20 protein-coding genes and 2 pseudogenes are annotated in these 26,097 nt (G+C 49.9%); 6 read left to right on the top strand and 16 right to left on the bottom strand.

Annotation, left to right across the window (positions count from 1 at the left end; genetic code table 11):
- Positions 1 to 193: 193 nt before the first annotated feature.
- The 3 genes from tyrB to dnaB all read right to left on the bottom strand — a co-directional run bounded on the left by tyrB (position 194) and on the right by dnaB (position 4,187).
- A complete protein-coding gene (gene tyrB / locus AB4H76_RS21370; RefSeq protein WP_000486988.1) occupies positions 194 to 1,387 on the bottom strand; it encodes an aromatic amino acid transaminase in 1,194 nt (397 codons plus the stop codon).
- Positions 1,388 to 1,639: 252 nt separating this feature from the next.
- The gene (gene alr / locus AB4H76_RS21375) at positions 1,640 to 2,719 is read right to left on the bottom strand and encodes an alanine racemase (protein ID WP_001147328.1); all 1,080 of its coding nucleotides are present in this window, start codon (positions 2,717 to 2,719) and stop codon (positions 1,640 to 1,642) included.
- Positions 2,720 to 2,771: 52 nt separating this feature from the next.
- Positions 2,772 to 4,187 carry a replicative DNA helicase gene (gene dnaB, locus AB4H76_RS21380; RefSeq protein WP_000918363.1) on the bottom strand — a complete coding sequence of 472 codons (1,416 nt, stop codon included), beginning with the start codon at positions 4,185 to 4,187 and terminating at the stop codon, positions 2,772 to 2,774.
- Between the two features lie 82 nt (positions 4,188 to 4,269).
- On the opposite strand from dnaB, the gene AB4H76_RS21385 reads away from it, so the two are divergent.
- Positions 4,270 to 5,253 carry a quinone oxidoreductase gene (locus AB4H76_RS21385; RefSeq protein WP_077492760.1) on the top strand — a complete coding sequence of 328 codons (984 nt, stop codon included), beginning with the start codon at positions 4,270 to 4,272 and terminating at the stop codon, positions 5,251 to 5,253.
- 165 nt (positions 5,254 to 5,418) lie between these two features.
- Here AB4H76_RS21385 and pspG read toward each other — a convergent pair whose 3' ends face one another.
- From pspG to AB4H76_RS21400, 3 genes and pseudogenes are all read right to left on the bottom strand, one after another.
- Positions 5,419 to 5,661 carry an envelope stress response protein PspG gene (gene pspG / locus AB4H76_RS21390; RefSeq protein ID WP_000891404.1) on the bottom strand — a complete coding sequence of 81 codons (243 nt, stop codon included), beginning with the start codon at positions 5,659 to 5,661 and terminating at the stop codon, positions 5,419 to 5,421.
- 133 nt (positions 5,662 to 5,794) lie between these two features.
- Positions 5,795 to 6,832 (bottom strand): tRNA dihydrouridine(20/20a) synthase DusA, encoded by a 1,038-nt coding sequence (dusA, locus tag AB4H76_RS21395; RefSeq protein ID WP_001329186.1) that lies wholly within the window; start codon positions 6,830 to 6,832, stop codon positions 5,795 to 5,797.
- Positions 6,833 to 7,194: 362 nt separating this feature from the next.
- Positions 7,195 to 8,210: pseudogene (locus tag AB4H76_RS21400) on the bottom strand (DUF2713 family protein).
- A 318-nt stretch (positions 8,211 to 8,528) separates the two neighbouring features.
- Here AB4H76_RS21400 and zur point away from each other — a divergent pair.
- The gene (gene zur / locus AB4H76_RS21405; protein ID WP_001295691.1) at positions 8,529 to 9,044 is read left to right on the top strand and encodes a zinc uptake transcriptional repressor Zur; all 516 of its coding nucleotides are present in this window, start codon (positions 8,529 to 8,531) and stop codon (positions 9,042 to 9,044) included.
- 41 nt (positions 9,045 to 9,085) lie between these two features.
- Here zur and AB4H76_RS21410 read toward each other — a convergent pair whose 3' ends face one another.
- The 4 genes from AB4H76_RS21410 to dgkA form a co-directional block, all read right to left on the bottom strand.
- Positions 9,086 to 9,295: a CsbD family protein gene (locus AB4H76_RS21410; protein WP_001030593.1), complete on the bottom strand. Its 210-nt coding sequence runs from the start codon at positions 9,293 to 9,295 to the stop codon at positions 9,086 to 9,088.
- A 115-nt stretch (positions 9,296 to 9,410) separates the two neighbouring features.
- A complete protein-coding gene (gene dinF, locus AB4H76_RS21415) occupies positions 9,411 to 10,736 on the bottom strand; it encodes an MATE family efflux transporter DinF (protein ID WP_001301116.1) in 1,326 nt (441 codons plus the stop codon).
- A gap of 72 nt (positions 10,737 to 10,808) precedes the next feature.
- Positions 10,809 to 11,417 (bottom strand): transcriptional repressor LexA, encoded by a 609-nt coding sequence (lexA, locus tag AB4H76_RS21420; RefSeq protein WP_000646078.1) that lies wholly within the window; start codon positions 11,415 to 11,417, stop codon positions 10,809 to 10,811.
- Positions 11,418 to 11,526: 109 nt separating this feature from the next.
- Positions 11,527 to 11,895: a diacylglycerol kinase gene (dgkA, locus tag AB4H76_RS21425; RefSeq protein WP_000002907.1), complete on the bottom strand. Its 369-nt coding sequence runs from the start codon at positions 11,893 to 11,895 to the stop codon at positions 11,527 to 11,529.
- Between the two features lie 170 nt (positions 11,896 to 12,065).
- Between dgkA and plsB the strand changes: the two genes are divergently transcribed.
- On the top strand, positions 12,066 to 14,489 hold the full coding sequence (gene plsB / locus AB4H76_RS21430; RefSeq protein ID WP_000017354.1) for a glycerol-3-phosphate 1-O-acyltransferase PlsB: 2,424 nt from the start codon (positions 12,066 to 12,068) through the stop codon (positions 14,487 to 14,489).
- Between the two features lie 154 nt (positions 14,490 to 14,643).
- Here the strand turns inward: plsB and ubiA are convergent, their stop codons facing one another.
- From ubiA to malK, 6 genes and pseudogenes are all read right to left on the bottom strand, one after another.
- A complete protein-coding gene (gene ubiA, locus AB4H76_RS21435) occupies positions 14,644 to 15,516 on the bottom strand; it encodes a 4-hydroxybenzoate octaprenyltransferase (protein ID WP_000455227.1) in 873 nt (290 codons plus the stop codon).
- Positions 15,517 to 15,528: 12 nt separating this feature from the next.
- A complete protein-coding gene (gene ubiC / locus AB4H76_RS21440) occupies positions 15,529 to 16,026 on the bottom strand; it encodes a chorismate lyase (RefSeq protein WP_001295693.1) in 498 nt (165 codons plus the stop codon).
- A 222-nt stretch (positions 16,027 to 16,248) separates the two neighbouring features.
- A pseudogene (locus tag AB4H76_RS21445) lies at positions 16,249 to 17,829 on the bottom strand (SopA family protein).
- Between the two features lie 228 nt (positions 17,830 to 18,057).
- The gene (gene malM, locus AB4H76_RS21450; protein ID WP_077492764.1) at positions 18,058 to 18,978 is read right to left on the bottom strand and encodes a maltose operon protein MalM; all 921 of its coding nucleotides are present in this window, start codon (positions 18,976 to 18,978) and stop codon (positions 18,058 to 18,060) included.
- A 242-nt stretch (positions 18,979 to 19,220) separates the two neighbouring features.
- Positions 19,221 to 20,561: a maltoporin LamB gene (lamB, locus tag AB4H76_RS21455; RefSeq protein ID WP_000973663.1), complete on the bottom strand. Its 1,341-nt coding sequence runs from the start codon at positions 20,559 to 20,561 to the stop codon at positions 19,221 to 19,223.
- A gap of 71 nt (positions 20,562 to 20,632) precedes the next feature.
- On the bottom strand, positions 20,633 to 21,748 hold the full coding sequence (gene malK, locus AB4H76_RS21460; RefSeq protein WP_000179165.1) for a maltose/maltodextrin ABC transporter ATP-binding protein MalK: 1,116 nt from the start codon (positions 21,746 to 21,748) through the stop codon (positions 20,633 to 20,635).
- A gap of 364 nt (positions 21,749 to 22,112) precedes the next feature.
- Between malK and malE the strand changes: the two genes are divergently transcribed.
- The 3 genes from malE to malG all read left to right on the top strand — a co-directional run bounded on the left by malE (position 22,113) and on the right by malG (position 25,906).
- A complete protein-coding gene (malE, locus tag AB4H76_RS21465; protein WP_000695387.1) occupies positions 22,113 to 23,303 on the top strand; it encodes a maltose/maltodextrin ABC transporter substrate-binding protein MalE in 1,191 nt (396 codons plus the stop codon).
- A gap of 153 nt (positions 23,304 to 23,456) precedes the next feature.
- A complete protein-coding gene (gene malF, locus AB4H76_RS21470) occupies positions 23,457 to 25,001 on the top strand; it encodes a maltose ABC transporter permease MalF (protein WP_001297290.1) in 1,545 nt (514 codons plus the stop codon).
- Between the two features lie 14 nt (positions 25,002 to 25,015).
- Positions 25,016 to 25,906 (top strand): maltose ABC transporter permease MalG, encoded by an 891-nt coding sequence (gene malG, locus AB4H76_RS21475; RefSeq protein WP_001252058.1) that lies wholly within the window; start codon positions 25,016 to 25,018, stop codon positions 25,904 to 25,906.
- The last annotated feature ends 191 nt before the right edge of the window (positions 25,907 to 26,097 follow it).

A 26,097-nucleotide genomic window follows, 5' to 3' on the forward strand; every position in this document is an offset into this window, starting at 1 on the left:
TATTACTCCACCCAAAAAAACAGGATAAGGAATTCCAGATAATTGGGATAAACTTAACAATAAAAGAACTAACAACGTTTATTATCTCTCACGTAGAACGATGGCATCAAAAAAATCATCTATAAAGAAAGAGTGAAAGCGACGACAGTTTAATTTCACTGCAGGCTGGGTAGCTCCAGCCTGCTTTCCTGCATTACATCACCGCAGCAAACGCCTTTGCCACACGTTGTACATTTGCCGTATTTAACCCGGCGACACACATGCGACCGCTGGCGATGAGATAGACACCAAATTCTTCACGTAGTCGGTCAACCTGAGCGGCACTTAAACCGGTATAACTGAACATGCCGCGCTGATTAAGCAGATAATCGAAATTGCGTTCTGGCATCTCTGTGCTTAATACCTTCACCAATTCCTGACGCATTGCCAGAATGCGAGTACGCATCTCTTCTACTTCCGCCAGCCAGCTGGCTTTCAATGCCTCGTCATTCAGCACTGCAGCCACCACCTGCGCACCAAAATTCGGCGGGCTGGAGTAGTTGCGGCGAACTGTTGCTTTCAATTGCCCCAGTACGCGGCCAGCGGCTTCGGCATCTTCACACATAACAGAAAGTCCGCCGACGCGCTCGCCGTAAAGGGAGAAAATTTTCGAGAACGAATTGCTCACCAGAGCGGGTAATCCAGCGCTGGCAATGGCGCGAATAGCGTAGGCATCCTCTTCCATACCGGCACCAAATCCTTGATAGGCAATATCGAGGAATGGAATAAGCTCGCGGGCTTTGAGAATTTCAATCACCGCATCCCACTGATCATTAGTGAGATCGGCACCCGTTGGGTTGTGGCAACATGGATGCAGCAACACAATACTGCGGGCAGGTAATGTTTTCAGCGTCGCCAACAGGTCATTAAAGCGCACGCCGTTAGTCGCTTCGTCATACCAGGGGTAAGTACTCACTTCGAATCCAGCCCCGGCGAATATTGCTACGTGGTTTTCCCAGGTAGGATCGCTGACCCAGACGCCTGATTCCGGGAAGTAGCGTTTCAGGAAATCCGCGCCCACTTTCAATGCCCCGGAGCCGCCAAGGGTTTGAATGGTTGCTACGCGCTGTTGTTTCAGTACCGGATGGTCCGCACCAAACAGCAGCGGCGCAATGGCATGGCGATAGCTGTTAAGCCCTTCCATCGGTAAATAAAGCGAAGCGCCATGAGGCTGCGCATTCAGGCGCGCTTCCGCCTCCGCCACGGCTTGCAGTTGTGGAATAATTCCGTCTTCGTTGTAGTACAGACCGATACTTAAATTCACTTTGTCGCTGCGAGGGTCTTCTTTAAAACGCTCCATAAGCGTAAGAATCGGGTCGCCAGCGTAGGCGTCAACTTTTTGAAACACGCGATGGTTCTCCAGGTTTACGGGCAGGTGGTTAAAACACAATAAACCGGAAGAAGGCGAAGATCGAGTGGATGTTCAGGAGCGAACGGCAATTAGCAACAGAGTGAGACTCATGACAAACGTACATCCGCCAGAGGCACGACCTTTATAAGAGCATGAAAGAACATCAACTTATTGAATTTTTAGGATTTTATTGGCCGGATAAGGCATTCACGCCGCATCCGGCACAGACAATCAAATATTACAGAACGATTAATCCACGTATTTCATCGCGACCCTTGAAGTCAGGCGCGTAATAAGTTCGTAAGCGCTTACTTTCGTCATTTCAGCGATACGTTCTACGGGCAAACCTTCGCCCCATAAAATGACCGGATCCCCGGCTTTGTCCTGCGCCTGTGGACCTAAGTCTACGCAGATCATATCCATCGCCACGCGCCCGACAATCGGTACTTCGCGACCGTTCACCAGCACTGGCGTACCGGACGGCGCGGCGCGCGGATAACCATCGCCATAGCCCATCGCGACTACGCCAAGACGGGTATCACGTTCGCTTACCCAGGTTCCACCATAACCAACAGGTTCTCCGGCTTTATGCTCACGCACGGCAATCAGGCTGGAGGTTAGTGACATCACTGGCTGACAGCCAAAATCGGCACCGGTGGAGCGATCTTCCAGCGGCGAGACGCCATAAAGAATGATGCCCGGGCGCACCCAGTCAAAATGCGACTGTGGCCACAGCAGAATGCCACCCGATGCGGCAATGGAACGTTGACCAGGTTTGCCTTCGCAAAAGGTATTAAAGATAGCGAGTTGTTTCTCGGTTGCGCCACATTTTGGTTCATCCGCGCGCGCAAAATGGCTGACGATATTCACCGGCTGACGAACGTTTTTGCACTGGGTCAGGCGATGATAAAACGCCTCAGCCTGTTCCGGCCTTACGCCCAGACGGTGCATACCGGTATCGAGTTTCATCCAGACGGTAACCGGCTCGTCCAGGCTAGCCTCTTCCAGCGCAGCCAGCTGTTCTTCGTTATGCACGGCGGTATGAAAATGTTGCGCAGAAATCGTCGGCAGATCTCTGGCATCAAAAAAGCCTTCGAGTAACAGTACAGGTTTGGTGATTCCCCCCGCACGCAGTCGCAGAGCTTCTTCGAGACGGGCTACGCCAAAGGCGTCAGCATCGGGGAGCGTTCGCGCGGTCTCAAGAAGACCGTGACCATAAGCGTTCGCTTTCACCACCGCAACCATTTTACTGGCAGGGGCCAGTTCACGAAGACGTTGCAGGTTGTGTCGCAGAGCGCGGCGGTTAATCACAACAGTTGCCGCTTGCATTTGTGTTCCTTGATAAGTGTTTGCTTTAATTACCTAATTCATAAAATAATTATTATTCGTCGTCGTACTGCGGCCCCGCATAGTTGTCGAAGCGCGACCATTGACCGTTAAAGGTCAGGCGTACCGTCCCGATTGGGCCGTTACGTTGTTTACCGATAATAATTTCCGCGATGCCTTTTAAATCACTGTTTTCGTGATACACCTCATCACGATAGATAAACATGATCAAGTCCGCATCCTGCTCGATAGAGCCAGATTCACGCAGGTCGGAGTTGACCGGGCGTTTGTCGGCACGTTGTTCCAGAGAACGGTTCAACTGGGACAGCGCCACCACCGGCACGTTCAGTTCTTTCGCCAGTGCTTTCAGCGAGCGAGAGATTTCTGCAATTTCCAGCGTACGGTTATCGGAAAGCGCCGGTACGCGCATCAGTTGCAGGTAGTCGATCATGATAAGCCCGATGCCGCCGTGTTCACGGGCAATACGGCGTGCGCGGGAACGCACTTCCGTTGGCGTCAGGCCGGAGGAGTCATCGATATAGATATTGCGTTTTTCGAGCAAAATACCCATGGTGCCGGAAATGCGCGCCCAGTCTTCATCATCGAGCTGCCCGGTACGGATTTTAGTCTGGTCAACGCGCGACAGCGACGCCAGAGAACGCATCATAATCTGTTCTGAAGGCATCTCCAGCGAGAAGATAAGTACTGGTTTATCCTGCAACATCGCCGCGTTTTCGACGAGGTTCATCGCAAATGTTGTTTTACCCATCGACGGACGCGCGGCGACGATGATCAAATCCGACGGCTGCAAGCCAGCGGTTTTTTTGTTGAGATCGTCATAACCGGTGTTTACTCCGGTAACGCCATCGTGTGGCTGCTGAAACAACTGCTCAATACGCGCCACGGTTGCGTCGAGCACATCGGCGATGTTCTTCGGCCCTTCGTCTTTGTTTGCACGACTTTCGGCAATTTTAAAGACGCGGGATTCAGCAAGGTCCAGCAGATCTTCGCTGGTACGCCCCTGCGGATCAAAACCGGCTTCAGCAATCTCATTCGCAACCGAGATCATCTCACGGACAACGGCACGTTCACGCACGATGTCAGCATAAGCACTGATGTTCGCCGCACTTGGCGTATTTTTTGACAGCTCTGCCAGATAAGCAAAACCACCGACGCTATCGAGTTGCCCCTGGCGTTCCAGCGATTCCGCAAGAGTAATTAGATCGATAGGGCTACCGCTTTCCTGCAAACGCGCCATTTCAGTAAAGATATGACGGTGTGGGCGGGTGTAAAAATCGTCTGCTACCACACGCTCGGCTACATCATCCCAGCGTTCGTTATCTAGCATTAAACCGCCCAACACCGACTGCTCCGCTTCGATCGAGTGCGGAGGCACTTTCAGCCCGGCAACTTGTGGATCGCGTTCGCGGGGTTCAGCCTGCTGTTTGTTGAAGGGTTTATTTCCTGCCATAGTGAATGGAGTTACCGAGATAAAGAATGGGTCGAAACTTTACCATATGAAGCAGACCCTGACGATACGTTCTGGAGGACACATGGCAACACGAATTGAATTTCACAAGCACGGTGGCCCGGAAGTACTTCAAGCCGTAGAGTTCACTCCTGCCGATCCGGCGGAGAATGAAATCCAGGTCGAAAATAAAGCCATCGGCATCAATTTTATCGACACATATATCCGCAGCGGCCTTTACCCGCCGCCATCGCTACCCAGCGGATTAGGCACCGAAGCAGCAGGCATCGTGAGTAAAGTCGGCAGTGGTGTAAAGCATATTAAGGCAGGCGATCGTGTAGTCTATGCGCAGTCGGCGTTAGGCGCTTACAGCTCTGTGCATAACATTATTGCGGATAAAGCGGCGATTCTGCCTGCGGCAATTTCTTTTGAGCAAGCTGCGGCATTCTTCCTGAAAGGCTTAACGGTTTATTATCTGCTGCGCAAAACCTATGAAATTAAACCCGATGAGCAGTTCCTGTTCCACGCAGCAGCTGGCGGCGTTGGCTTGATTGCCTGCCAGTGGGCAAAAGCCCTGGGCGCGAAACTTATCGGCACCGTAGGAACCGCGCAAAAAGCGCAGAGCGCGCTAAAAGCGGGCGCGTGGCAGGTTATTAACTATCGTGAAGAGAATCTGGTCGAGCGGTTAAAAGAGATCACCGGCGGTAAGAAAGTGCGCGTGGTGTACGATTCCGTGGGCAGAGACACCTGGGAACGGTCGCTGGATTGCCTGCAACGCCGCGGCTTAATGGTGAGTTTTGGCAACTCATCAGGTGCGGTTACCGGTGTGAACTTAGGCATTCTCAATCAGAAAGGCTCGTTGTATGTGACACGCCCTTCCCTGCAAGGCTATATCACCACGCGGGAGGAATTAACCGAGGCCAGTAATGAACTGTTCTCTTTGATTGCCAGCGGTGTGATTAAGGTCGATGTCGCCGAGCAGCAGAAATATCCGCTGAAGGATGCGCAGCGTGCGCATGAAATTCTGGAAAGCCGGGCAACGCAAGGTTCCAGCCTGTTGATTCCATAAAAGAAATAGGGCTTCCACCTGGGAAGCCCTTTCTTTTTATAGTTCGGCTGTATGTAGGGTACAGCACGATGAATCTGTTAGAGGCGCAATAGTGACAGATTTGATTATCAATTCCTATTTTGTTCTAAGGATAAAACCTTAGGTTGTGATCATCCGCACAATCCCTTAGTAACGCCAGCGGTCATAACGCTGATATTTCGGCACTTTTGGTGCTTTAATCGCCTTAATAACCCACACCACCGCAATCGCCAGTAGTAACCACGGCAGCAACTTAATCATCAATGCCAGCATACCGCCGAGGAACATAATGGCCGTCGCCACAACCAGCGCGGCGATAATGCCCAGCAACGAAACGCCGGTGACCATCAGCATGACAAAAAAGCCAATCACAAAAAGTAGTTCCAGCATGATGCACTCCCAAATATGAAATCTCTTGCTGGCATTACAAGAATCATGCCAAAAATAATCTATTGATTTAACAGCAAAACGCCCCGCGACGGTGCGCAGGGCGTGGTGAATTTGACTATTTTTTGGTGAAAAGTTAACGCTTATCCGCCACCAGTTTGAGCGCGTGTTCCAGCACATTAATGTCTGCACCCGCTTTATGGGCATTTTCACTTAAATAACGCCGCCACTGCCGCGCGCCAGGAATACCCTGGAACAAGCCCAACATATGCCGGGTAATATGACCGAGATACGTCCCCTGGCTGAGTTCACGCTCAATGTACGGATACATGGCGCGCACTACCGCCACCGGATCGGCATCGATATCCGAGGAACCAAAGATCTCCCGGTCTACCGCCGCCAGAATACCCGGATTCTGATACGCCTCGCGCCCGACCATCACGCCATCCATATGTTGCAGGTGTGCTTTGGCCTCTTCCAGCGACTTGATACCACCGTTAATCGACATTGTCAGATGCGGAAAGTCACGCTTCAGTTGATACACACGCGGATAATCGAGCGGCGGGATCTCACGGTTTTCTTTCGGACTTAACCCCGAAAGCCAGGCTTTACGTGCATGGATGATGAACATCTCACACTCGCCTTTGCCGGAAACGGTGTTGATGAAATCGCAGAGAAATTCATAGCTGTCCTGGTCGTCGATGCCAATACGCGTTTTCACCGTCACCGGAATCGACACCACATCGCGCATCGCTTTCACGCAGTCGGCAACCAGCTGCGCATTACCCATCAGACACGCACCAAACATGCCGTTCTGCACCCGGTCAGACGGGCAGCCGACATTCAGGTTGATCTCATCATATCCACGCGCTTCTGCCAGCTTCGCACACTGCGCCAGCGCCGCCGGATCGCTACCGCCGAGTTGCAACGCTACCGGATGTTCTTCTTCACTATACGCCAGGTAATCACCTTTACCGTGAATAATCGCCCCTGTAGTTACCATTTCAGTATACAGCAACGTATTGCGGGAAAGCAGACGCAAGAAATAGCGGCAATGTCTGTCCGTCCAGTCGAGCATTGGTGCAACGCTAAACCGACCACTCCAGTGAACGTCAGTTTTTTCAGGCATTGCGCTGGTTTGGTTGATTTTTTGCATTTCAGAATTACCGTGCATTTTCAAATGTAGAGATTATTTTATCGATATATCATGGGGTTATGTTATTCAGCATCACTGTTCAGGAGGCTCAATAGCGGGGTACTATACCATAACAACAGGAAGCGCCTGTCTCATTGCAAAAGAAAATTGAGATCCTCTCAAGGCATGAAGCTCTCACGAAGTGATGGAAATAATCTTATTAGCCGTTAACTTTGTTAAGGCCAATGATAAACAATCCAGGTTCGACGATAAATAAAAAATCACACATTAAACTCTGGTGATATCTCTCCCTGCTAATAGCATTGATAGAGAAAAAAGAACCCAATAAATATTGGGTCCTTTTATATAATGCCTTCCATACTATCGAAGAACTTCACATATTATTTCTCCGATTTAACCCCGAACAAATCATAAATTAATTTAGAAGTGTCTGTAAGTATTTTAATCTCTTCCTTTGAGGCTGGGTCAAACGACTTCGCGAAGCTAATTAATTGTGGTGCAGCATCTCGCATTTTGCTTAAAATATCAGGATCGAGCGTTCCTTCATTCACCAGATGTGACATCTTATCCAGATAGCCATCAAAATTCATTTCTCCCCCATCAGCCAGACGCTTCATCTCTCCCAGGTACTTCTTCATATCACGTTGAGATAATTTTTCAAACTGAGCTTTCAGGTAGCTCTCATTATTTTCATTAATATACACTGTTTCTGATAAATCTGCGTAGGCACTAGAATATGAAAGTGAAATTAACAGCGAAGCAAATAATTTTAAGCTGTTGTCATCATGTTCCTGGCAGGCATTAACAAACGTTAAAAAACCAGAACCTATTGCTTGAAAATGTATATTCGCTAAAGGTTCATTATCCTTAGATTCCTCATAAAATAGCTGAACCGTGGAGGGAAGGTCATTCTTAGTTTCTACATCAAAAGTACATTGTTCAATGGGCATTGCATCTTTATTATCCCCAAGATTACATATACTATTAATCGCGAAATGAAAAATAGCCCGGTCAACAACTGATGCAATAAAGTCACGATCGTTTAAATCCTCATCAGTGCAATCGTCAATATACTTATTGACCCACATTTTGAGATCATTTATTTGCTCAATTAAAAACACATTTTTTTACGTGCATGCCATAAATTATGCGTGATTCGTTGAATAAACAAATCTATTTTTGCAATAATTATATCCCGATGACGCAGCGCTGCATAATCAATAGATTTACCATATATATTATTTAATTTACCTTTGATTGTACCTCTATTATCTAATTTATCGTTGGTTGCATCTATATTATCTAATTTATCTTTGGTTGCATCTTTATTATCGAATTGATTTGAATTGAGTGTTTTATTAAAGTATCCAGTTGCACCGGGTATTATCTTCAACATGATTCATCTACCTTTTTTGTCGTACCGTGTCCTCCTTATAAGTGTTTTGCCATCTGGTAACTATCAAAAATCGCTCATAATTTTCTGAACTACAGGTATGCGAACAACCCCAGTTAAATAAATAGCGAGTTAACTTGAAGCAATTTATTTAAAAATGAATTATTAATTATTATCGTGTTGATAATGGTACGACCAGGCAACACAACACCTTACGTACAAAACAGAAAAGCAACATTACGGCAACAATAAGGGTTCTCGGTGTTTTTCCTGGAACATGGTAAAGTAAGGACATTCTTAACCCCCACTTTGAGGTGCCCGATGGAAAAGACCACAACGCAGGAGTTATTAGCGCAGGCTGAAAAAATCTGCGCGCAGCGTAATGTGCGCCTGACCCCACAGCGCCTGGAAGTGTTGCGCCTGATGAGTCTGCAGGATGGCGCTATCAGCGCTTATGATCTGCTTGATTTGCTGCGCGAAGCTGAACCGCAAGCCAAGCCGCCAACGGTTTATCGCGCGCTGGATTTTCTGCTTGAGCAAGGTTTTGTGCATAAGGTGGAATCCACCAACAGTTATGTGCTCTGCCATCTGTTCGACCAGCCCACCCATACGTCAGCTATGTTTATTTGCGATCGCTGCGGCGCGGTGAAAGAAGAATGTGCAGAAGGCGTGGAAGACATCATGCATACGCTGGCGGCAAAAATGGGGTTTGCCCTGCGGCATAATGTGATTGAAGCACATGGGCTCTGTGCGGCATGCGTGGAAGTGGAAGCGTGTCGTCATCCTGAACAGTGCCAGCATGATCACTCTGTGCAGGTGAAAAAGAAACCGCGTTAAGAGGGCGTACATCCTTGTACACGTCGGGCAGGAGGGATTAATTACCAGCGATATTCATTGCGGGTTTCCCAATCCACGACCTCTTTTTCTGCCTGATCTTTCTGATAACCATAACGTTCCTGGATTTTACCGACCAGTTGATCACGTTTACCTTCAATGATCGTCATATCATCATCGGTCAGTTTGCCCCATTGCTCTTTCACTTTACCTTTAAACTGTTTCCAGTTACCGCCGGCTTCATCTTTATTCATAATCAAGACCTCATCGTTAGGTTGTGAATGAGAGTACGTTCACTTTTCTTCTGAACGTGAGATTAAGTGTAGTCAGCAATTTGGCTTAGGATAATTTATTCAGAATTTTTAACCGTCACGTTGCGGCAAACCAGGTACCGTTACGCCAGTGACGCCGCCAGATAGCCGCCAGAGAAAGCCCGCGCAACGCCAGAAAGACGGTTAATGCCAGCCACAAACCATGATTACCCAGCCACGGCAGCGTAAGGAGCGTCAGCGCAAAACCTGCGGCGGCCACCGCCATACTGTTACGCATTTCGGCGGCACGCGTTGCGCCTATAAACATGCCGTCCAGCAGATAACACCAGACGCCAACCAACGGCAAAATCACCTGCCAGATAAGATAGCGGTCAGCCAGCTGCTGAATCTGGGTTAACGACGTCAGCAACGCAATGATGTGTTCCCCTGCCAGCAAATAAACCACCGAAAACAGTAACGCTACAATCCCCGACTGGCGGCACGCTGCCCGCCATACATCCAGCAACTGGCTACCGTCGCGCGCACCGTATGCCTGACCGGAGTGCGCTTCAACCGCGTAGGCAAAACCATCAAGCGCATAGGCGGTAAAGGTGAGTAGCGTCATCAGAACCGCGTTAACAGCGATAATGTCACTCCCCAGTCGCGCACCAAGTACGGTGATCGCGCCGAAACAGAGTTGCAACAACAGCGAACGCAGCATGATATCGCGGTTAAGCGCCAGCAAGCGACGGAAGTTTCCTCGCCAGGCAGTTTTCAGCATTTCGCCGGAAATTCCGCGTAGTTTGAGGATTTTACGCACCATTAGCAGACCAATCAGCAATGTTGCATATTCCGCAATAACCGTCGCCAGCGCCGCGCCCTGCACGTTCATATGCAGCCCCATCACTAGCCAGACATCCAGCACAATGTTGAGGATATTGCCGACCACTAACAAAATTACTGGCGCACGGGCATATTGCACGCCGAGTAACCAACCGAGTAATACCAGATTCGCCAGCGACGCCGGTGCGCTTAACCAGCGGATTTCAAGAAAGCGCCGCGCCTGTTCCAGGACTGCTTCACTACCGCCAACAATATGCAGAGCCAGATCGATAATCGGTGTACGCAGCAGCGCAATTAACGCCCCAGCCCCCAACGCCAACAGCAACGGTTGCACCAGCGCACGGGCTAATGCCTGAGGATTTTTGGCACCATAAGCCTGCGCAGTCAGCCCGGTGGTGCTCATGCGTAAAAACAGCAACAGCATAAAGAGAAAGCTGGTCGCCGTTGCACCAACCGCCACGCCGCCCAAATAAACCGGGCTATCAAGATGACCAATTACCGCCGTATCGACCAGTCCCAGCAACGGAACGGTGATATTGGAGAAAATCATGGGTAAGGCGAGATGCCAGAGTGCTTTATCAGATGAAGTGAGGAATGCCATGCAGACAAGCCTGATGAAGAGAGATGAAAAACAAACCGCGACGCCTGGCGGCATCGCGGTCTCAGAGATATGTTACAGCCAGTCGCCGTTGCGAATAACCCCAACCGCCAGCCCTTCAATGGTGAAGCTCTGCTGACGAAGGTCAACGACAATTGGTTTAAACTCGCTATTTTCTGGCAACAGTTCGACTTTATTGCCCTGTTTTTTCAGGCGCTTAACGGTAACTTCGTCATCAATACGTGCGACAACGACCTGACCGTTACGTACATCCTGAGTTTTATGCACTGCCAGCAAGTCACCATCCATAATGCCGATATCTTTCATCGACATCCCGCTGACGCGCAGCAGGAAATCAGCATTCGGCTTGAACAAGGAAGGATCGACCTGATAATGACCTTCAATATGCTGTTGCGCCAGAAGCGGTTCACCGGCAGCCACACGACCTACCAGCGGCAACCCTTCTTCCTCTTCCTGCAACAGACGAATCCCGCGTGATGCGCCGGAAACAATTTCAATAACGCCTTTGCGTGCCAGCGCCTTCAGATGTTCTTCAGCCGCGTTTGGGGAACGGAACCCCAAACGCTGCGCGATTTCCGCACGCGTCGGCGGCATACCTGTCTGGCTGATGTGATCACGGATGAGATCAAACACCTCTTGTTGCCTGGCCGTTAACGCTTTCATTCCGCCCCCTGGGTGTATATACAGTTATGCTGTGAGTATATACAGCAAAAGGCGATTTTGGAACCATAAACTGCACAATAAACCAGAGATTTATCGAAATCTGGAAGGGTTATCCAAAATGCGACCATAACAGGATGCACCAGGTTATCACGGCGACGATAATCGCAATCAGCACCGCGGCGGATCCCATATCTTTAGCGCGTCCGGAAAGCTCATGGTATTCAGAGCCAATTCGGTCAACCACTGCTTCGATGGCGCTATTGAGGATTTCCACAATCATCACCAGCATCACGGAGCTGATAAGCAGCACGCGGGTAATTGCGTCCACATCCAGCCAGCAGGCGATGACCACCGCCAACAATACCGCTACGCCTTCCTGACGGAATGCCGCTTCGTTGATCCATGCAGCGCGTAAACCTTTCCAGGAATAGCCAGCAGCTTTGATAATTCGGGTGAATCCAGTGGTATTATTGGCCATTGAAAGAACCTTTTTACATTATGAGCGTCAATATCAGTGTACCGTTAAATCCGATGATTCGGGTTTGCGTAACGCCGCGCGAAACATGAGCGGATACCACAGAATTTCCCATGACTTTCTGCTATCCTTGCCGCGCATTTGCATTATTAACCAGAGGCTTTACATCGTTTATGTCCGGCTGGCCACGAATTTACTACAAATTACTGAATTTACCATTAAGCATCCTGGTAAAAAGCAAGTCTATTCCGGCAGATCCTGCCCCGGAACTGGGGCTGGATACCTCTCGTCCAATTATGTACGTTTTACCGTACAACTCGAAAGCAGATTTGCTGACGTTACGCGCCCAGTGTCTGGCTCATGACTTGCCTGACCCGTTAGAGCCGCTGGAAATCGACGGCACGCTACTGCCGCGCTATGTGTTCATTCACGGCGGGCCGCGTGTATTCACCTATTACACGCCGAAAGAAGAGTCTATTAAGCTGTTCCACGACTATCTCGATTTGCACCGTAGCAACCCAAATCTGGATGTGCAGATGGTGCCAGTATCGGTGATGTTTGGTCGCGCGCCGGGGCGTGAAAAAGGCGAAGTAAACCCGCCGCTGCGTATGCTTAACGGCGTACAGAAATTTTTCGCCGTACTGTGGCTCGGTCGCGACAGTTTTGTGCGTTTCTCGCCGTCAGTTTCGCTGCGCCGTATGGCGGATGAACACGGCACGGATAAAACTATCGCACAGAAACTGGCGCGCGTGGCGCGTATGCACTTTGCCCGTCAACGTCTGGCTGCTGTGGGCCCACGTCTGCCTGCTCGTCAGGATCTGTTTAATAAGCTGCTCGCCTCCCGCGCCATTGCCAAAGCGGTAGAAGATGAAGCGCGCAGCAAAAAAATCTCCCATGAAAAAGCGCAGCAGAACGCGATTGCGCTGATGGAAGAGATTGCGGCGAATTTCTCTTACGAGATGATTCGCCTGACTGACCGTATTCTGGGCTTCACCTGGAACCGCCTTTACCAGGGCATCAACGTCCATAACGCCGAGCGCGTTCGCCAGCTGGCCCACGACGGTCATGAGCTGGTATATGTGCCTTGCCACCGCAGCCACATGGACTACCTGCTGCTTTCTTACGTGCTGTATCACCAGGGGCTGGTGCCGCCGCATATCGCCGCTGGGATCAACCTGAACTTCTGGCCGGCCGGGCCGATTTTCCGCCGTCTGGGGGCGTTCTTTATTCGCCGTACTTTTAAAGGCAATAAACTTTATTCCACCGTTTTCCGTGAGTATCTCGGCGAACTGTTCAGCCGTGGTTATTCCGTCGAGTACTTCGTGGAAGGCGGTCGTTCCCGCACGGGGCGTTTGCTGGATCCGAAAACCGGTACGCTGTCGATGACCATTCAGGCGATGCTGCGTGGCGGCACGCGTCCGATTACGCTGATTCCGATCTACATCGGTTATGAGCACGTCATGGAAGTGGGTACTTACGCCAAAGAACTGCGCGGCGCGACGAAAGAGAAAGAGAGCCTGCCGCAGATGCTGCGCGGTTTAAGCAAGCTGCGTAATCTCGGTCAGGGTTACGTCAACTTCGGTGAACCAATGCCGTTGATGACCTACCTTAACCAGCACGTACCAGACTGGCGTGAATCTATCGATCCCATCGAAGCGGTGCGTCCGGCATGGTTAACGCCGACGGTCAATAATATTGCTGCCGATCTGATGGTACGCATTAACAACGCAGGCGCGGCAAACGCCATGAACCTGTGCTGTACTGCGCTTCTGGCGTCACGTCAGCGCTCACTCACCCGCGAGCAGTTAACCGAGCAACTCAACTGCTACCTGGATCTGATGCGCAACGTACCTTACTCCACGGACTCTACCGTTCCTTCAGCCAGCGCCAGCGAGCTTATCGATCACGCGCTGCAAATGAACAAGTTTGAAGTCGAGAAAGACACAATCGGCGACATCATCATTCTGCCGCGCGAGCAAGCGGTGCTGATGACCTACTATCGCAACAACATTGCGCATATGTTGGTGCTGCCTTCGCTGATGGCGGCAATCGTCACCCAGCATCGCCACATCTCCCGCGACGTATTGATGGAGCACGTCAATGTGCTTTACCCAATGCTGAAAGCGGAGCTGTTCCTGCGCTGGGATCGCGACGAGTTGCCGGACGTTATTGATGCGCTGGCAAATGAGATGCAACGTCAGGGGCTGATTACCCTGCAAGATGATGAGTTGCATATCAACCCGGCGCATTCTCGCACGCTACAGCTGCTGGCCGCAGGCGCGCGCGAAACGCTGCAACGTTATGCCATCACCTTCTGGTTGTTGAGTGCCAACCCGTCGATCAACCGCGGTACGCTGGAGAAAGAGAGCCGCACCGTCGCGCAACGTCTCTCCGTGCTGCACGGCATCAACGCGCCGGAGTTCTTCGACAAGGCGGTGTTCAGTTCTCTGGTGCTGACACTGCGTGATGAAGGGTATATCAGCGATAGCGGCGATGCCGAACCGGCAGAAACGATGAAGGTTTATCAGTTGCTGGCGGAGTTGATTACATCAGACGTGCGTTTGACGATTGAGAGTGCGACGCAGGGCGAAGGGTAATCAGAGAGAATTGCCGGATGCGGCGAAAACGCCTTATCCGGCCTTCCATAATCTGCAAATTCAATAAATTGCGATGTGTTGTGTAGGCCTGAGAAGCGCCGCGCATCAGGCAACCCAGAAGAAAGCCGGATGATCATCCGGCTTTTTTACATCATCAGAAATGCCAGTAACTCATTGCCAGCCCTAAAAATAGTACCAGACCAACATAGTTATTATTCATAAATGCTTTAAAGCAGGCTTCACGCTCGCGGTTGGCAATCAGTTTTTGTTGATAAACAAACAGCGCGCCAGCCACCAGAATTGACCAGTAATATCCCCAGCCTAAGCCATTTAACTCACCGATGATCGCCATCAGTGCCAGTACGCCAATCTGCAAAATACCAATAATCAATTTATCGTATTGGCCGAACAGGATTGCCGTGGATTTAATGCCAATCTTCACATCATCATCGCGGTCAACCATCGCATACTGCGTGTCGTAAGCCACCGCCCAGAGAATATTGGCGAGGAACATTAACCAGCAACTCAATGGCACCGACTCACTCACAGCGGCAAAAGCCATTGGAATCGACCAGCCAAACGCCGCGCCCAGCACCACTTGCGGTAGATGGGTATACCGCTTCATAAACGGGTACACCCACGCCAGCGCTAGCGCGGCAATCGACAACAGAATGGTCATCGTATTCAGCGTCAGCACCAGTAAAAACGAAATCAGTACCAGCACGACAAACAGCGCGCGCGCCTCTTTCTCTGTTACCGCGCCGCTGGGAAGTGGTCGGTTCGCCGTGCGCTTAACATGACCATCAAACTTGCGGTCAGCATAATCATTCACCACACATCCGGCAGCGCGCATCAGCCAGACACCCGCGACAAACACCGCCAGGATCCAGAGCTGGGGAACGCCCGGTGTCGCCACCCACAACGCCCATAATGTTGGCCAGAGCAGCAGTAACGCGCCAATTGGCTTATCCGTACGCATTAAGCGATGAAACGCCAGCAGCTTATTCTGCGTCAGACTCCACTCCATATTTTTTTCCTCTTAGTACAACGGTGACGCCGGTAAAAACAGTTCTGTTAGCAACAGCGGTTTACCGCTTAATCGCAGGCGGGAACGTCGCCCCCACAGCCCGGCATCACGGCCTATCTCAATAAAGTCCCGGGTTAATGTCGATGATGTGAACAGATAGCGTCCTAACGGCGTTTTACCCAATTTTTGTAACGCCAGCTCCGGCCCGCTTAACGTTGACACAGGAACGACGGTACGACCGGCAAGCCACGGTTCACCATCGGCACATAACAAAATTTCACGTAACCAGTAACGAGACTCTTTCGGCAGCAGCGGCAGTTCTTCGGGGATTTCATTCTGCTCGACAAACCCTTCGCGGATCATCGTCACGCTTACCGTTTTTCCCTGCTGTTCAAAACGTTTTGTCATGGAATCCTCCAGCAACAGCCAGTCGAGCAGTTGCGGATCCAGGGCAGGGATCTCTTTAAAATAGCGCAGCGCACGCAGTTGCGTTAACGCGGGGTGTGACATGCCGAACTCTCCGTTACATAACGTAAAGGCATTGTATCTCAGAAAAGTGTTTACGGGAGATGTAAAGCAAATTAAGTGATCTAATACGCAACAAAAACGCAACAATCGCATGAAGTGGTAAAACGATGTTGAACCTTACGCTTTACCGATGCCCGTGCTGGCGAGGGCAACCGTAGGGGCATCACCGTCCAGGATGCCAGGAACGGTGATGTTTTCCTTTACTTAAACACCCTTATTCATTATACGATGAGCTCGCCAACTCGCAGTAAAAATTGGGAAAAGCGCATATTTACCATGAGATTTGGAGCTAAAAAGTGTTTCCTGAGTAAGATTAACAGGCAACATCTCATGTCTGGATTTGTAGATATACGTGGAATTCCAATTGGTATCTTTTGTAGGATTCAACATATCATGTAAGCGCTGGGAGCTTACCACCATAACTGGCCCATCATCGACTGAGGAGAACAGGATAAAGATATTATCGTTTCGTGTTAATTCATTCGTGTTAAAGGTTCTTAAATTATCTTCAGTTTCTATAAATATAGGTGAAACATCATCACTACGAATCCACTCTTTATAAAGATGCCAAACATTTGCTTTGATCATATCATCCGTTGATCGTAAGGCCTGATCGATAAGTTGGATAAAAAAATTGTTATTTTTATCAATTAGCCATTTATTCGTATTAAATCTGTTAATAAAATCGATCATCTGTTGGGTATCGAAATTCACCTCACTGAATCGATGTTGACGCATAAAATCATCGAACTTGTTATCTTCATCAGAATGGATATAACTGCGTATAATGGGATCTTTTATATAAGGACAATGGCTAAATATTTTCTTCATATTCTCAATAAAGTTTTTATTAACAACATTAAGTATTTTTAATTGCATCACCAGTTTTACGGCCAGAACGGATTTCAATATCATTGCATTATCTGGCAATGTATCAATCATTTTTATAATGTTATTGATATAACCATCGAGATCTTCATTCCAAAATATATCTGAATAATCAATAGTTAATTCCAATTGTTCTGTAATGCAATCTTTAAAATTCCCTGTCGACATTCGCACATAATCAAACATAACAGCTGTCAAATTCGATTTAATAAATGATATTTCTTTGGCAGACAGAAACTCTGCTCTGGTGAAGTGCGAAGCGTAAAGATAACAATTATCGAAGTTTGAATTTCTAATCTGACATTCGCGAAAATTACTATGACCAAGTTGACTCTGCGAGAAGTCAACTGTATCAAGAATATTTTTGCTGAAATCGACACATTCACCACTCACTTTGATAAAAATCACATTGTGTAAACGTCGACATCTAAATATGACATTATCAACTATTGCAGTAGTAAAATTGCAATCCCCAATTTCTTTACATTCGAATGTTACATGTTGTAGATTTGATGATAAAAAAGACACCTTCGATATAACGTCACCTTTAAAATGACAACTTGTTAAATCCAAATCAGACAGGTCGATATACCCCTGCGCATCTTTATCCATCAGAAAATTGCAAGCGCATTCAATTTTTTTCATTTCTGTAGAATTTTACACTTATAGTATCATTACTGATTGAGACTTCACGAAACATATTTATTGCATGATTTTTTCGTTCCGTTGTTTTATATTTGAAAAAATATTGCTGATATAAATAAAGTTATCTATGTTTAAACCTGGCACCCCATTTAAATTACGTAGTAAATCAAGATCTACTATATTATTTCCTTGCACCACATCATGTTTCATCAAAGAGTTATTGCCGCCAGAATTTAGGATATGACTTATCATAAAACCTCTGCATAACAGAAATAAAATAACCTGGAAAAGTAGCCTGAATGTCCAGACACTACCGGCGAAAGGAAAAGAATCTCTGATAAGGCATTGAGATAATGCACATTCTTAGTGAAGAAGAAATGAAGTACTATAAAAAATCGCTCATATCCCTGGAATGAAGCATAAAAAAAGGTGCGCCAGGAGACGCACCAGTTGTTGCAAAATCAGCACTGTGGGGCGTAATTACCCCTTGCCTTTTACACTGCTGATAAAGGTGGAACGGGCAGATGTCGATCCCAGGCGTTCAGCTTCATCAAGCAGTTTTAACGCCTTATCAACATCACCTTTCGCGACAGCGTTTTTGATCGCGGTATTAAAATAACTTTCCGTGTCGTTGAGCATCGGCTCGCTTTTCTTCACCGGTGCCGGAGCGGGTGCAGCCACAGCTGGTGCCGCCGTGTTGCCTACCGTAACCGGAGCTGGAGCGGAAGAACCAAATAAAGGCCCGACCAACACGCTGGAGCTGGAGTTCATTTTGACTTTCAGTTTCAGTAAGCCATCGGTGGTATGACGAGCAACCGGATCGGGAATATCCGGGATCGAGTTACCAACGCCTTTGGCATAGGCTTTAGCCGGGTCGAGCAGTTGGGTCGTCTGCTGGAGATCTTTTTCCGTGGTAAAGACCAGAACATAAAGTTTTTGCTGCCCCAACGCCGGTGTCAGGCGCATAACGCCTTCCAGCCGATCTGCACTCATCACGCCTGGTTCCTGGTAGGTGAAATAACTGCTGGGGAAGAAGGCTGATGGGGTCATGTTCTGATCAAGAATCAGCACGTTCGGCGCAAAAACGCTGGTTTGTTTGTTCACTTCGCTGGTCAGCGTCAGGGTCAGTTCGCCAATGTTTGCCGGGACGCTGTACGCAGCAACCGGACCACTGATGCCGGGAACGTTCAGTTGTTGGCCGCCGGTCGCCAGTTGGGTGGTCTGGGTTTTAGATTGATCGACCGGTGTCCAGGTGAGTTGTTGCAGCGCAGCAGATGGAATGGCTGGCGCGTCGCTGGTGTTTTGCGGTACGTAGTTAACATCGGCAAGGCTAATTCCAGGCGCGCTTGCCAGTAACCCTGCTGATAAACAGAGGACGATGAGACTTTTATTCATTTTCATTGTTTTCACCTCAAAATCTGGAGCTCAGCGGTAGCCAGGCAATAGCGCGCTAAACCCGATAATCAGAGGGGCTTTCGCCCCTTTCAGATAATGACAACCTGTTTTTATGCCGGATGCGGCGTAAACGCCTTATCCGGCCTACATTTGACAGCCGTTGTAGGCCTGATAAGACGCGCAAGCGTCGCATCAGGCGTTGGTTGCCGAATGCGGCGTAAACGCCTTATCCGGCCCAGGTTTTGCTATTACCACCAGATTTCCATCTGGGCACCGAAGGTCCACTCGTCGCTGTCGCCACGACCGAAGCTGCCGCCGTTGAAATCAGCAGGAACGGCTTTGCCGAAGTTCGCGTTGTTATCAGCGTTACCGGTGTAGTCGTAACCCCATTTCTCATCCCACTTGGCGTAGGTTGCGAAGACACGAATAGCCGGGCGTGACCAGATGCTGTCGCCAGCCTGCCATTGTTGTGCGAGGGTAATTTTGTACTGATTGTTCTTGTCGCCGGTGCGCTGGGATTCGACGTTGTCGTAGCCGATTTCCATCACGGTGCTCATGATTGGCGTCCACTTGTACATCGGGCGAATACCGACGGTCCACCACTTGGTGCCGTTGTCGTTATCCCAGTTGATATCCTGGTACATACCCACGTACATCATGTCCCAGTTGTCGCCCATGGAGATCGCACCGTGGTCGAGGATACGCAGCATGTGACCGTTGTTGTTGATATTGTAGGCAAATTTTTCGTTATCAAATGCAACGCCAGAACCCTGCGACAGCCCTTTACCCTGCGAGGTCATCGAGTCAGTAGCGTACTGAACAACAAACTTGTTAAAGCCCTTCAGGACACTCTGAGTATGTTCAGCAGTGAATAACCAGCCGTCTTTCGATGCGCCATCAACCAGACGATAGTTATCACGCAAGTTGGCACGACCGTAGTCGACACCCAGTTCTAATGTGCCGCCCGGGTTGATTTCCATCTGCGCTAAACGCACATCGAAAACGTCGTTCGCGGTTTCGTTGGTATAGTCATAAATATTGTTGCTGGCGAAAGAGGAAGAACCACCAGCTTCAGAGGAGCGGGTTGCTGCCAGAGAGAGTTTACCGAAGCCAACATCGATGTTTTCCAGACCGGCACCAGGACCAGAAATATCCCAGTAGTAGAAGTCGATCATATGAACGTCATGACGTTGGTAGAAGCGCTTACCTGCCCAGATGGTGGAGCCTGGCAGCCATTCGATCAGGTTTTTACCCTGCACGTTTGCTTCACGGAAGGCCGGATCGGTAGCTTCCCAGTCATTCTGTTGTGCGACGGAATAGGCCACGTTAGTGTCGAAATAGAAGCTCTTATCGCCCTCTTTCCACACTTCCTGACCCAATTTTAATTCAGCATAAGTTTCACATTCGTTGCCAAGACGGTATTTACTTTGAGCACCGGTAGTCTGGAAACACTGTTGTTCACCGCCGCTACCTGTCCAACCAATACCGGAACGTGCATAGCCGTGGAAATCAACAGCCATTGCCTGAGCAGACATTACGCCCGCTGCGACGGCAACCGCCAGAGGAAGTTTGCGCAGAGTAATCATCATTCTATCTCCTGAGTCATTGCTTTTCTTTTTTCACATCACCTGTGACAGGCTTTGTGTGTTTTGTGGGGTGCTTAAACGCCCGGCTCCTTATGCAGTCGACGACATGCAGTGCCATCCTCACGGAACAGATGGCAACGCTCTGGCGGCAGGCCGATAGCGAATGTGGCACCTTCTTCTACCAACACCACGTCGTTCTGGCGGTACACCAGGTTTTGACGAATGGAAGGGATCTGGATATGGATTTGAGTTTCGTTGCCGAGTTGCTCGACGACCTGAACTTCACCCTCAAGGATGACGTCAGCGATATCACTCGGCAGTAGATGTTCCGGGCGAATACCCAGCGACATATTGGCTCCAACCTGGACATCACGGCTTTCAACTGGCAGCCAAACTTGCTGACGATTTGGCATCGGCAGCTCCACCTGCACTTGATCGATTGCGGTGGCGGTCACTTTTACCGGCAGGAAGTTCATCTTTGGCGAACCGATAAATCCGGCTACAAAACGGTCTGCCGGATAGTGGTACAGCTCCAGCGGTTTCCCAACCTGCGCCACGCGACCGGCGTCCAGCACCACGATTTTGTCGGCCAGCGTCATCGCTTCGACCTGATCGTGGGTGACGTAAATCATTGTGCGGCCCAGGCGTTTATGCAGACGGGAGATTTCGATACGCATTTGCACACGCAGTGCAGCATCGAGGTTGGAGAGCGGTTCATCGAGCAAAAATACGCTTGGCTCGGCCACCAGCGTACGGCCAATCGCCACACGCTGACGCTGACCACCGGAGAGCGCTTTCGGTTTGCGATCCAGCAAATGCGCCAGTTGTAGCACTTCCGCCACCTGGTTAACGCGTTGGTTAATCACCTCTTTTTTTGCGCCAGCCAGTTTCAGGCCAAATGACATGTTTTCTGCTACTGACAGGTGGGGATAGAGCGCGTAAGACTGAAACACCATACCAACGCCGCGTTCTGCTGGCGGAGTGTCATTCATCCGTTTCTCACCGATGAACAGGTCGCCGCTGGTGATCGTCTCAAGCCCGGCAATCATGCGCAGTAAAGTCGATTTACCGCAGCCAGACGGTCCGACAAACACCACGAATTCACCTTCATGGATATCGAGATTGATATCTTTCGATACCACGACCTCGCCCCAGGCTTTCGTTACATTTTGCAGCTGTACGCTCGCCATGCCCTTCTCCCTTTGTAACAACCTGTCATCGACAGCAACATTCATGATGGGCTGACTATGCGTCATCAGGAGATGGCTTAAATCCTCCACCCCCTGGCTTTTTTATGGGGGAGGAGGCGGGAGGATGAGAACACGGCTTCTGTGAACTAAACCGAGGTCATGTAAGGAATTTCGTGATGTTGCTTGCAAAAATCGTGGCGATTTTATGTGCGCATCTCCACATTACCGCCAATTCTGTAACAGAGATCACACAAAGCGACGGTGGGGCGTAGGGGCAAGGAGGATGGAAAGAGGTTGCCGTATAAAGAAACTAGAGTCCGTTTAGGTGTTTTCACGAGCACTTCACCAACAAGGACCATAGATTATGAAAATAAAAACAGGTGCACGCATCCTCGCATTATCCGCATTAACGACGATGATGTTTTCCGCCTCGGCTCTCGCCAAAATCGAAGAAGGTAAACTGGTAATCTGGATTAACGGCGATAAAGGCTATAACGGTCTCGCTGAAGTCGGTAAGAAATTCGAGAAAGATACCGGAATTAAAGTCACCGTTGAGCATCCGGATAAACTGGAAGAGAAATTCCCACAGGTTGCGGCAACTGGCGATGGCCCTGACATTATCTTCTGGGCACACGACCGCTTTGGTGGCTACGCTCAATCTGGCCTGTTGGCTGAAATCACCCCGGACAAAGCGTTCCAGGACAAGCTGTATCCGTTTACCTGGGATGCCGTACGTTACAACGGCAAGCTGATTGCTTACCCGATCGCTGTTGAAGCGTTATCGCTGATTTATAACAAAGATCTGCTGCCGAACCCGCCAAAAACCTGGGAAGAGATCCCGGCGCTGGATAAAGAACTGAAAGCGAAAGGTAAGAGCGCGCTGATGTTCAACCTGCAAGAACCGTACTTCACCTGGCCGCTGATTGCTGCTGACGGGGGTTATGCGTTCAAGTATGAAAACGGCAAGTACGACATTAAAGACGTGGGCGTGGATAACGCTGGCGCGAAAGCGGGTCTGACCTTCCTGGTTGACCTGATTAAAAACAAACACATGAATGCAGACACCGATTACTCCATCGCAGAAGCTGCCTTTAATAAAGGCGAAACAGCGATGACCATCAACGGCCCGTGGGCATGGTCCAACATCGACACCAGCAAAGTGAATTATGGTGTAACGGTACTGCCGACCTTCAAGGGTCAACCATCCAAACCGTTCGTTGGCGTGCTGAGCGCAGGTATTAACGCCGCCAGTCCGAACAAAGAGCTGGCGAAAGAGTTCCTCGAAAACTATCTGCTGACTGATGAAGGTCTGGAAGCGGTTAATAAAGACAAACCGCTGGGTGCCGTAGCGCTGAAGTCTTACGAGGAAGAGTTGGCGAAAGATCCACGTATTGCCGCCACCATGGAAAACGCCCAGAAAGGTGAAATCATGCCGAACATCCCGCAGATGTCCGCTTTCTGGTATGCCGTGCGTACTGCGGTGATCAACGCCGCCAGCGGTCGTCAGACTGTCGATGAAGCCCTGAAAGACGCGCAGACTCGTATCACCAAGTAATGCTGTGAAATGCCGGATGCGGCGTGAACGCCTTGTCCGGCCTACAAAACCGAAACGTATGTAGGCCTGATAAGACGCGTCAGCGTCGCATCAGGCAGTTGTTGTCGGATAAGGCGTGAAAGCCTTATCCGTCCTGGAATGAGGAAGAACCCCATGGATGTCATTAAAAAGAAACATTGGTGGCAAAGCGACGCGCTGAAATGGTCAGTGCTAGGTCTGCTCGGCCTGCTGGTGGGTTACCTTGTTGTTTTAATGTACGCACAAGGGGAATACCTGTTCGCCATTACCACGCTGATATTGAGTTCAGCGGGGCTGTATATTTTCGCCAATCGTAAAGCCTACGCCTGGCGCTATGTTTACCCGGGAATGGCTGGAATGGGATTATTCGTCCTCTTCCCTCTGGTCTGCACCATCGCCATTGCCTTCACCAACTACAGCAGCACTAACCAGCTGACTTTTGAACGTGCGCAGGAAGTGTTGTTAGATCGCTCCTGGCAAGCAGGCAAAACCTATAACTTTGGTCTTTACCCGGCGGGCGATGAGTGGCAACTGGCGCTCAGCGACGGCGAAACCGGCAAAAATTACCTCTCCGACGCTTTTAAATTTGGCGGCGAGCAAAAACTGCAACTGAAAGAAACGACCGCCCAGCCCGAAGGCGAACGCGCGAATCTGCGCGTGATTACCCAGAATCGTCAGGCGCTGAGTGACATTACCGCCATTCTGCCGGATGGCAACAAAGTGATGATGAGCTCCCTGCGCCAGTTTTCTGGCACGCAGCCGCTCTACACACTCGACGGTGACGGCACGTTGACGAATAATCAGAGCGGCGTGAAATATCGTCCGAATAACCAAATTGGCTTTTACCAGTCCATTACCGCCGACGGCAACTGGGGTGATGAAAAGCTAAGCCCCGGTTACACCGTGACCACCGGCTGGAAAAACTTTACCCGCGTCTTTACCGACGAAGGCATTCAGAAACCGTTCCTCGCCATTTTCGTCTGGACCGTGGTGTTCTCGCTGATCACTGTCTTTTTAACGGTGGCGGTCGGCATGGTTCTGGCGTGTCTGGTGCAGTGGGAAGCGTTGCGCGGCAAAGCGGTCTATCGCGTCCTGCTGATTCTGCCCTACGCGGTGCCATCGTTCATTTCAATCTTGATTTTCAAAGGGTTGTTTAACCAGAGCTTCGGTGAAATCAACATGATGTTGAGCGCGCTGTTTGGCGTGAAGCCCGCCTGGTTCAGCGATCCGACCACCGCCCGCACGATGCTAATTATCGTCAATACCTGGCTGGGTTATCCGTACATGATGATCCTCTGCATGGGCTTGCTGAAAGCGATTCCGGACGATTTGTATGAAGCCTCAGCAATGGATGGCGCAGGTCCGTTCCAGAACTTCTTTAAGATTACGCTGCCGCTGCTGATTAAACCGCTGACGCCGCTGATGATCGCCAGCTTCGCCTTTAACTTTAACAACTTCGTGCTGATTCAACTGTTAACCAACGGCGGCCCGGATCGTCTTGGCACGACCACGCCAGCCGGTTATACCGACCTGCTTGTTAACTACACCTACCGCATCGCTTTTGAAGGCGGCGGGGGTCAGGACTTCGGTCTGGCGGCAGCAATTGCCACGCTGATCTTCCTGCTGGTGGGTGCGCTGGCGATAGTGAACCTGAAAGCCACGCGAATGAAGTTTGATTAAGGGAGATAACAAAAATGGCAATGGTCCAACCGAAATCGCAAAAAGCTCGTTTATTTATTACTCACCTGCTACTGCTACTTTTTATCGCAGCGATTATGTTCCCGCTGCTGATGGTCGTCGCTATCTCGCTGCGTCAGGGAAACTTTGCGACCGGCAGCCTGATCCCGGAGCAAATCTCCTGGGATCACTGGAAACTGGCGTTAGGTTTTAGCGTTGAACAGGCTGATGGTCGCATTACGCCACCGCCATTCCCGGTACTGCTGTGGCTGTGGAACTCGGTCAAGGTCGCCGGGATTTCCGCGATTGGCATTGTGGCGCTCTCCACCACCTGCGCCTACGCTTTCGCCCGTATGCGCTTTCCAGGCAAAGCGACGCTGCTGAAAGGAATGCTGATTTTCCAGATGTTCCCGGCAGTACTTTCACTGGTCGCGTTGTATGCGTTGTTTGATCGTCTGGGTGAGTACATTCCATTCATTGGCCTGAATACTCACGGCGGCGTAATTTTCGCGTATCTGGGTGGGATTGCGCTGCATGTCTGGACCATCAAAGGCTATTTCGAAACCATCGACAGTTCGCTGGAAGAAGCTGCTGCGCTGGATGGTGCGACACCGTGGCAGGCCTTCCGCCTTGTCCTGTTGCCGCTGTCAGTACCGATTCTGGCGGTGGTATTCATCCTGTCGTTTATCGCTGCCATTACTGAAGTTCCGGTCGCGTCGCTGTTACTGCGTGACGTAAACAGCTACACCCTGGCCGTGGGGATGCAGCAATACCTCAACCCGCAAAACTACCTGTGGGGTGACTTTGCCGCCGCTGCCGTGATGTCTGCATTACCGATCACCATCGTCTTCTTGCTGGCTCAACGCTGGCTGGTCAACGGCCTGACGGCAGGTGGTGTGAAAGGTTAAAGATGTTGTTCTGCCAATGTTATGCCGCTGCACCCTCAACTTACGTTATCCCAACTTGTGACTGTTATTCGGCGCTCCACGGAGCGCCTTTTTTTCTTTCGTCTGCAATCTGAATCGTTCGCCGGTTAATATTTCCATCATAGAGCTTATTATTTTTACGTTATTTGTTTTCCCACTTACGATAATTCTCT

This window comes from Escherichia sp. UTM R2, assembly GCF_048593455.1.
Taxonomy (GTDB): Bacteria; Pseudomonadota; Gammaproteobacteria; order Enterobacterales; family Enterobacteriaceae; genus Escherichia; species Escherichia coli.

Bases quoted from the DNA above. Each gene is read 5' to 3' on its own strand.
- malE (WP_000695387.1), top strand. From the start codon at position 22,113: ATGAAAATAAAAACAGGTGCACGCATCCTCGCATTATCCGCATTAACG.
- zur (WP_001295691.1), top strand. From the start codon at position 8,529: ATGGAAAAGACCACAACGCAGGAGTTATTAGCGCAGGCTGAAAAAATC.
- plsB (WP_000017354.1), top strand. From the start codon at position 12,066: ATGTCCGGCTGGCCACGAATTTACTACAAATTACTGAATTTACCATTA.
- malG (WP_001252058.1), top strand. From the start codon at position 25,016: ATGGCAATGGTCCAACCGAAATCGCAAAAAGCTCGTTTATTTATTACT.
- dnaB (WP_000918363.1), bottom strand. From the start codon at position 4,187: ATGGCAGGAAATAAACCCTTCAACAAACAGCAGGCTGAACCCCGCGAA.
- pspG (WP_000891404.1), bottom strand. From the start codon at position 5,661: ATGCTGGAACTACTTTTTGTGATTGGCTTTTTTGTCATGCTGATGGTC.
- AB4H76_RS21410 (WP_001030593.1), bottom strand. From the start codon at position 9,295: ATGAATAAAGATGAAGCCGGCGGTAACTGGAAACAGTTTAAAGGTAAA.
- malF (WP_001297290.1), top strand. From the start codon at position 23,457: ATGGATGTCATTAAAAAGAAACATTGGTGGCAAAGCGACGCGCTGAAA.
- ubiC (WP_001295693.1), bottom strand. From the start codon at position 16,026: ATGTCACACCCCGCGTTAACGCAACTGCGTGCGCTGCGCTATTTTAAA.
- alr (WP_001147328.1), bottom strand. From the start codon at position 2,719: ATGCAAGCGGCAACTGTTGTGATTAACCGCCGCGCTCTGCGACACAAC.
- dinF (WP_001301116.1), bottom strand. From the start codon at position 10,736: ATGGCATTCCTCACTTCATCTGATAAAGCACTCTGGCATCTCGCCTTA.
- dgkA (WP_000002907.1), bottom strand. From the start codon at position 11,895: ATGGCCAATAATACCACTGGATTCACCCGAATTATCAAAGCTGCTGGC.
- AB4H76_RS21385 (WP_077492760.1), top strand. From the start codon at position 4,270: ATGGCAACACGAATTGAATTTCACAAGCACGGTGGCCCGGAAGTACTT.
- dusA (WP_001329186.1), bottom strand. From the start codon at position 6,832: ATGCACGGTAATTCTGAAATGCAAAAAATCAACCAAACCAGCGCAATG.
- ubiA (WP_000455227.1), bottom strand. From the start codon at position 15,516: ATGGAGTGGAGTCTGACGCAGAATAAGCTGCTGGCGTTTCATCGCTTA.
- lamB (WP_000973663.1), bottom strand. From the start codon at position 20,561: ATGATGATTACTCTGCGCAAACTTCCTCTGGCGGTTGCCGTCGCAGCG.
- malK (WP_000179165.1), bottom strand. From the start codon at position 21,748: ATGGCGAGCGTACAGCTGCAAAATGTAACGAAAGCCTGGGGCGAGGTC.
- lexA (WP_000646078.1), bottom strand. From the start codon at position 11,417: ATGAAAGCGTTAACGGCCAGGCAACAAGAGGTGTTTGATCTCATCCGT.
- malM (WP_077492764.1), bottom strand. From the start codon at position 18,978: ATGAAAATGAATAAAAGTCTCATCGTCCTCTGTTTATCAGCAGGGTTA.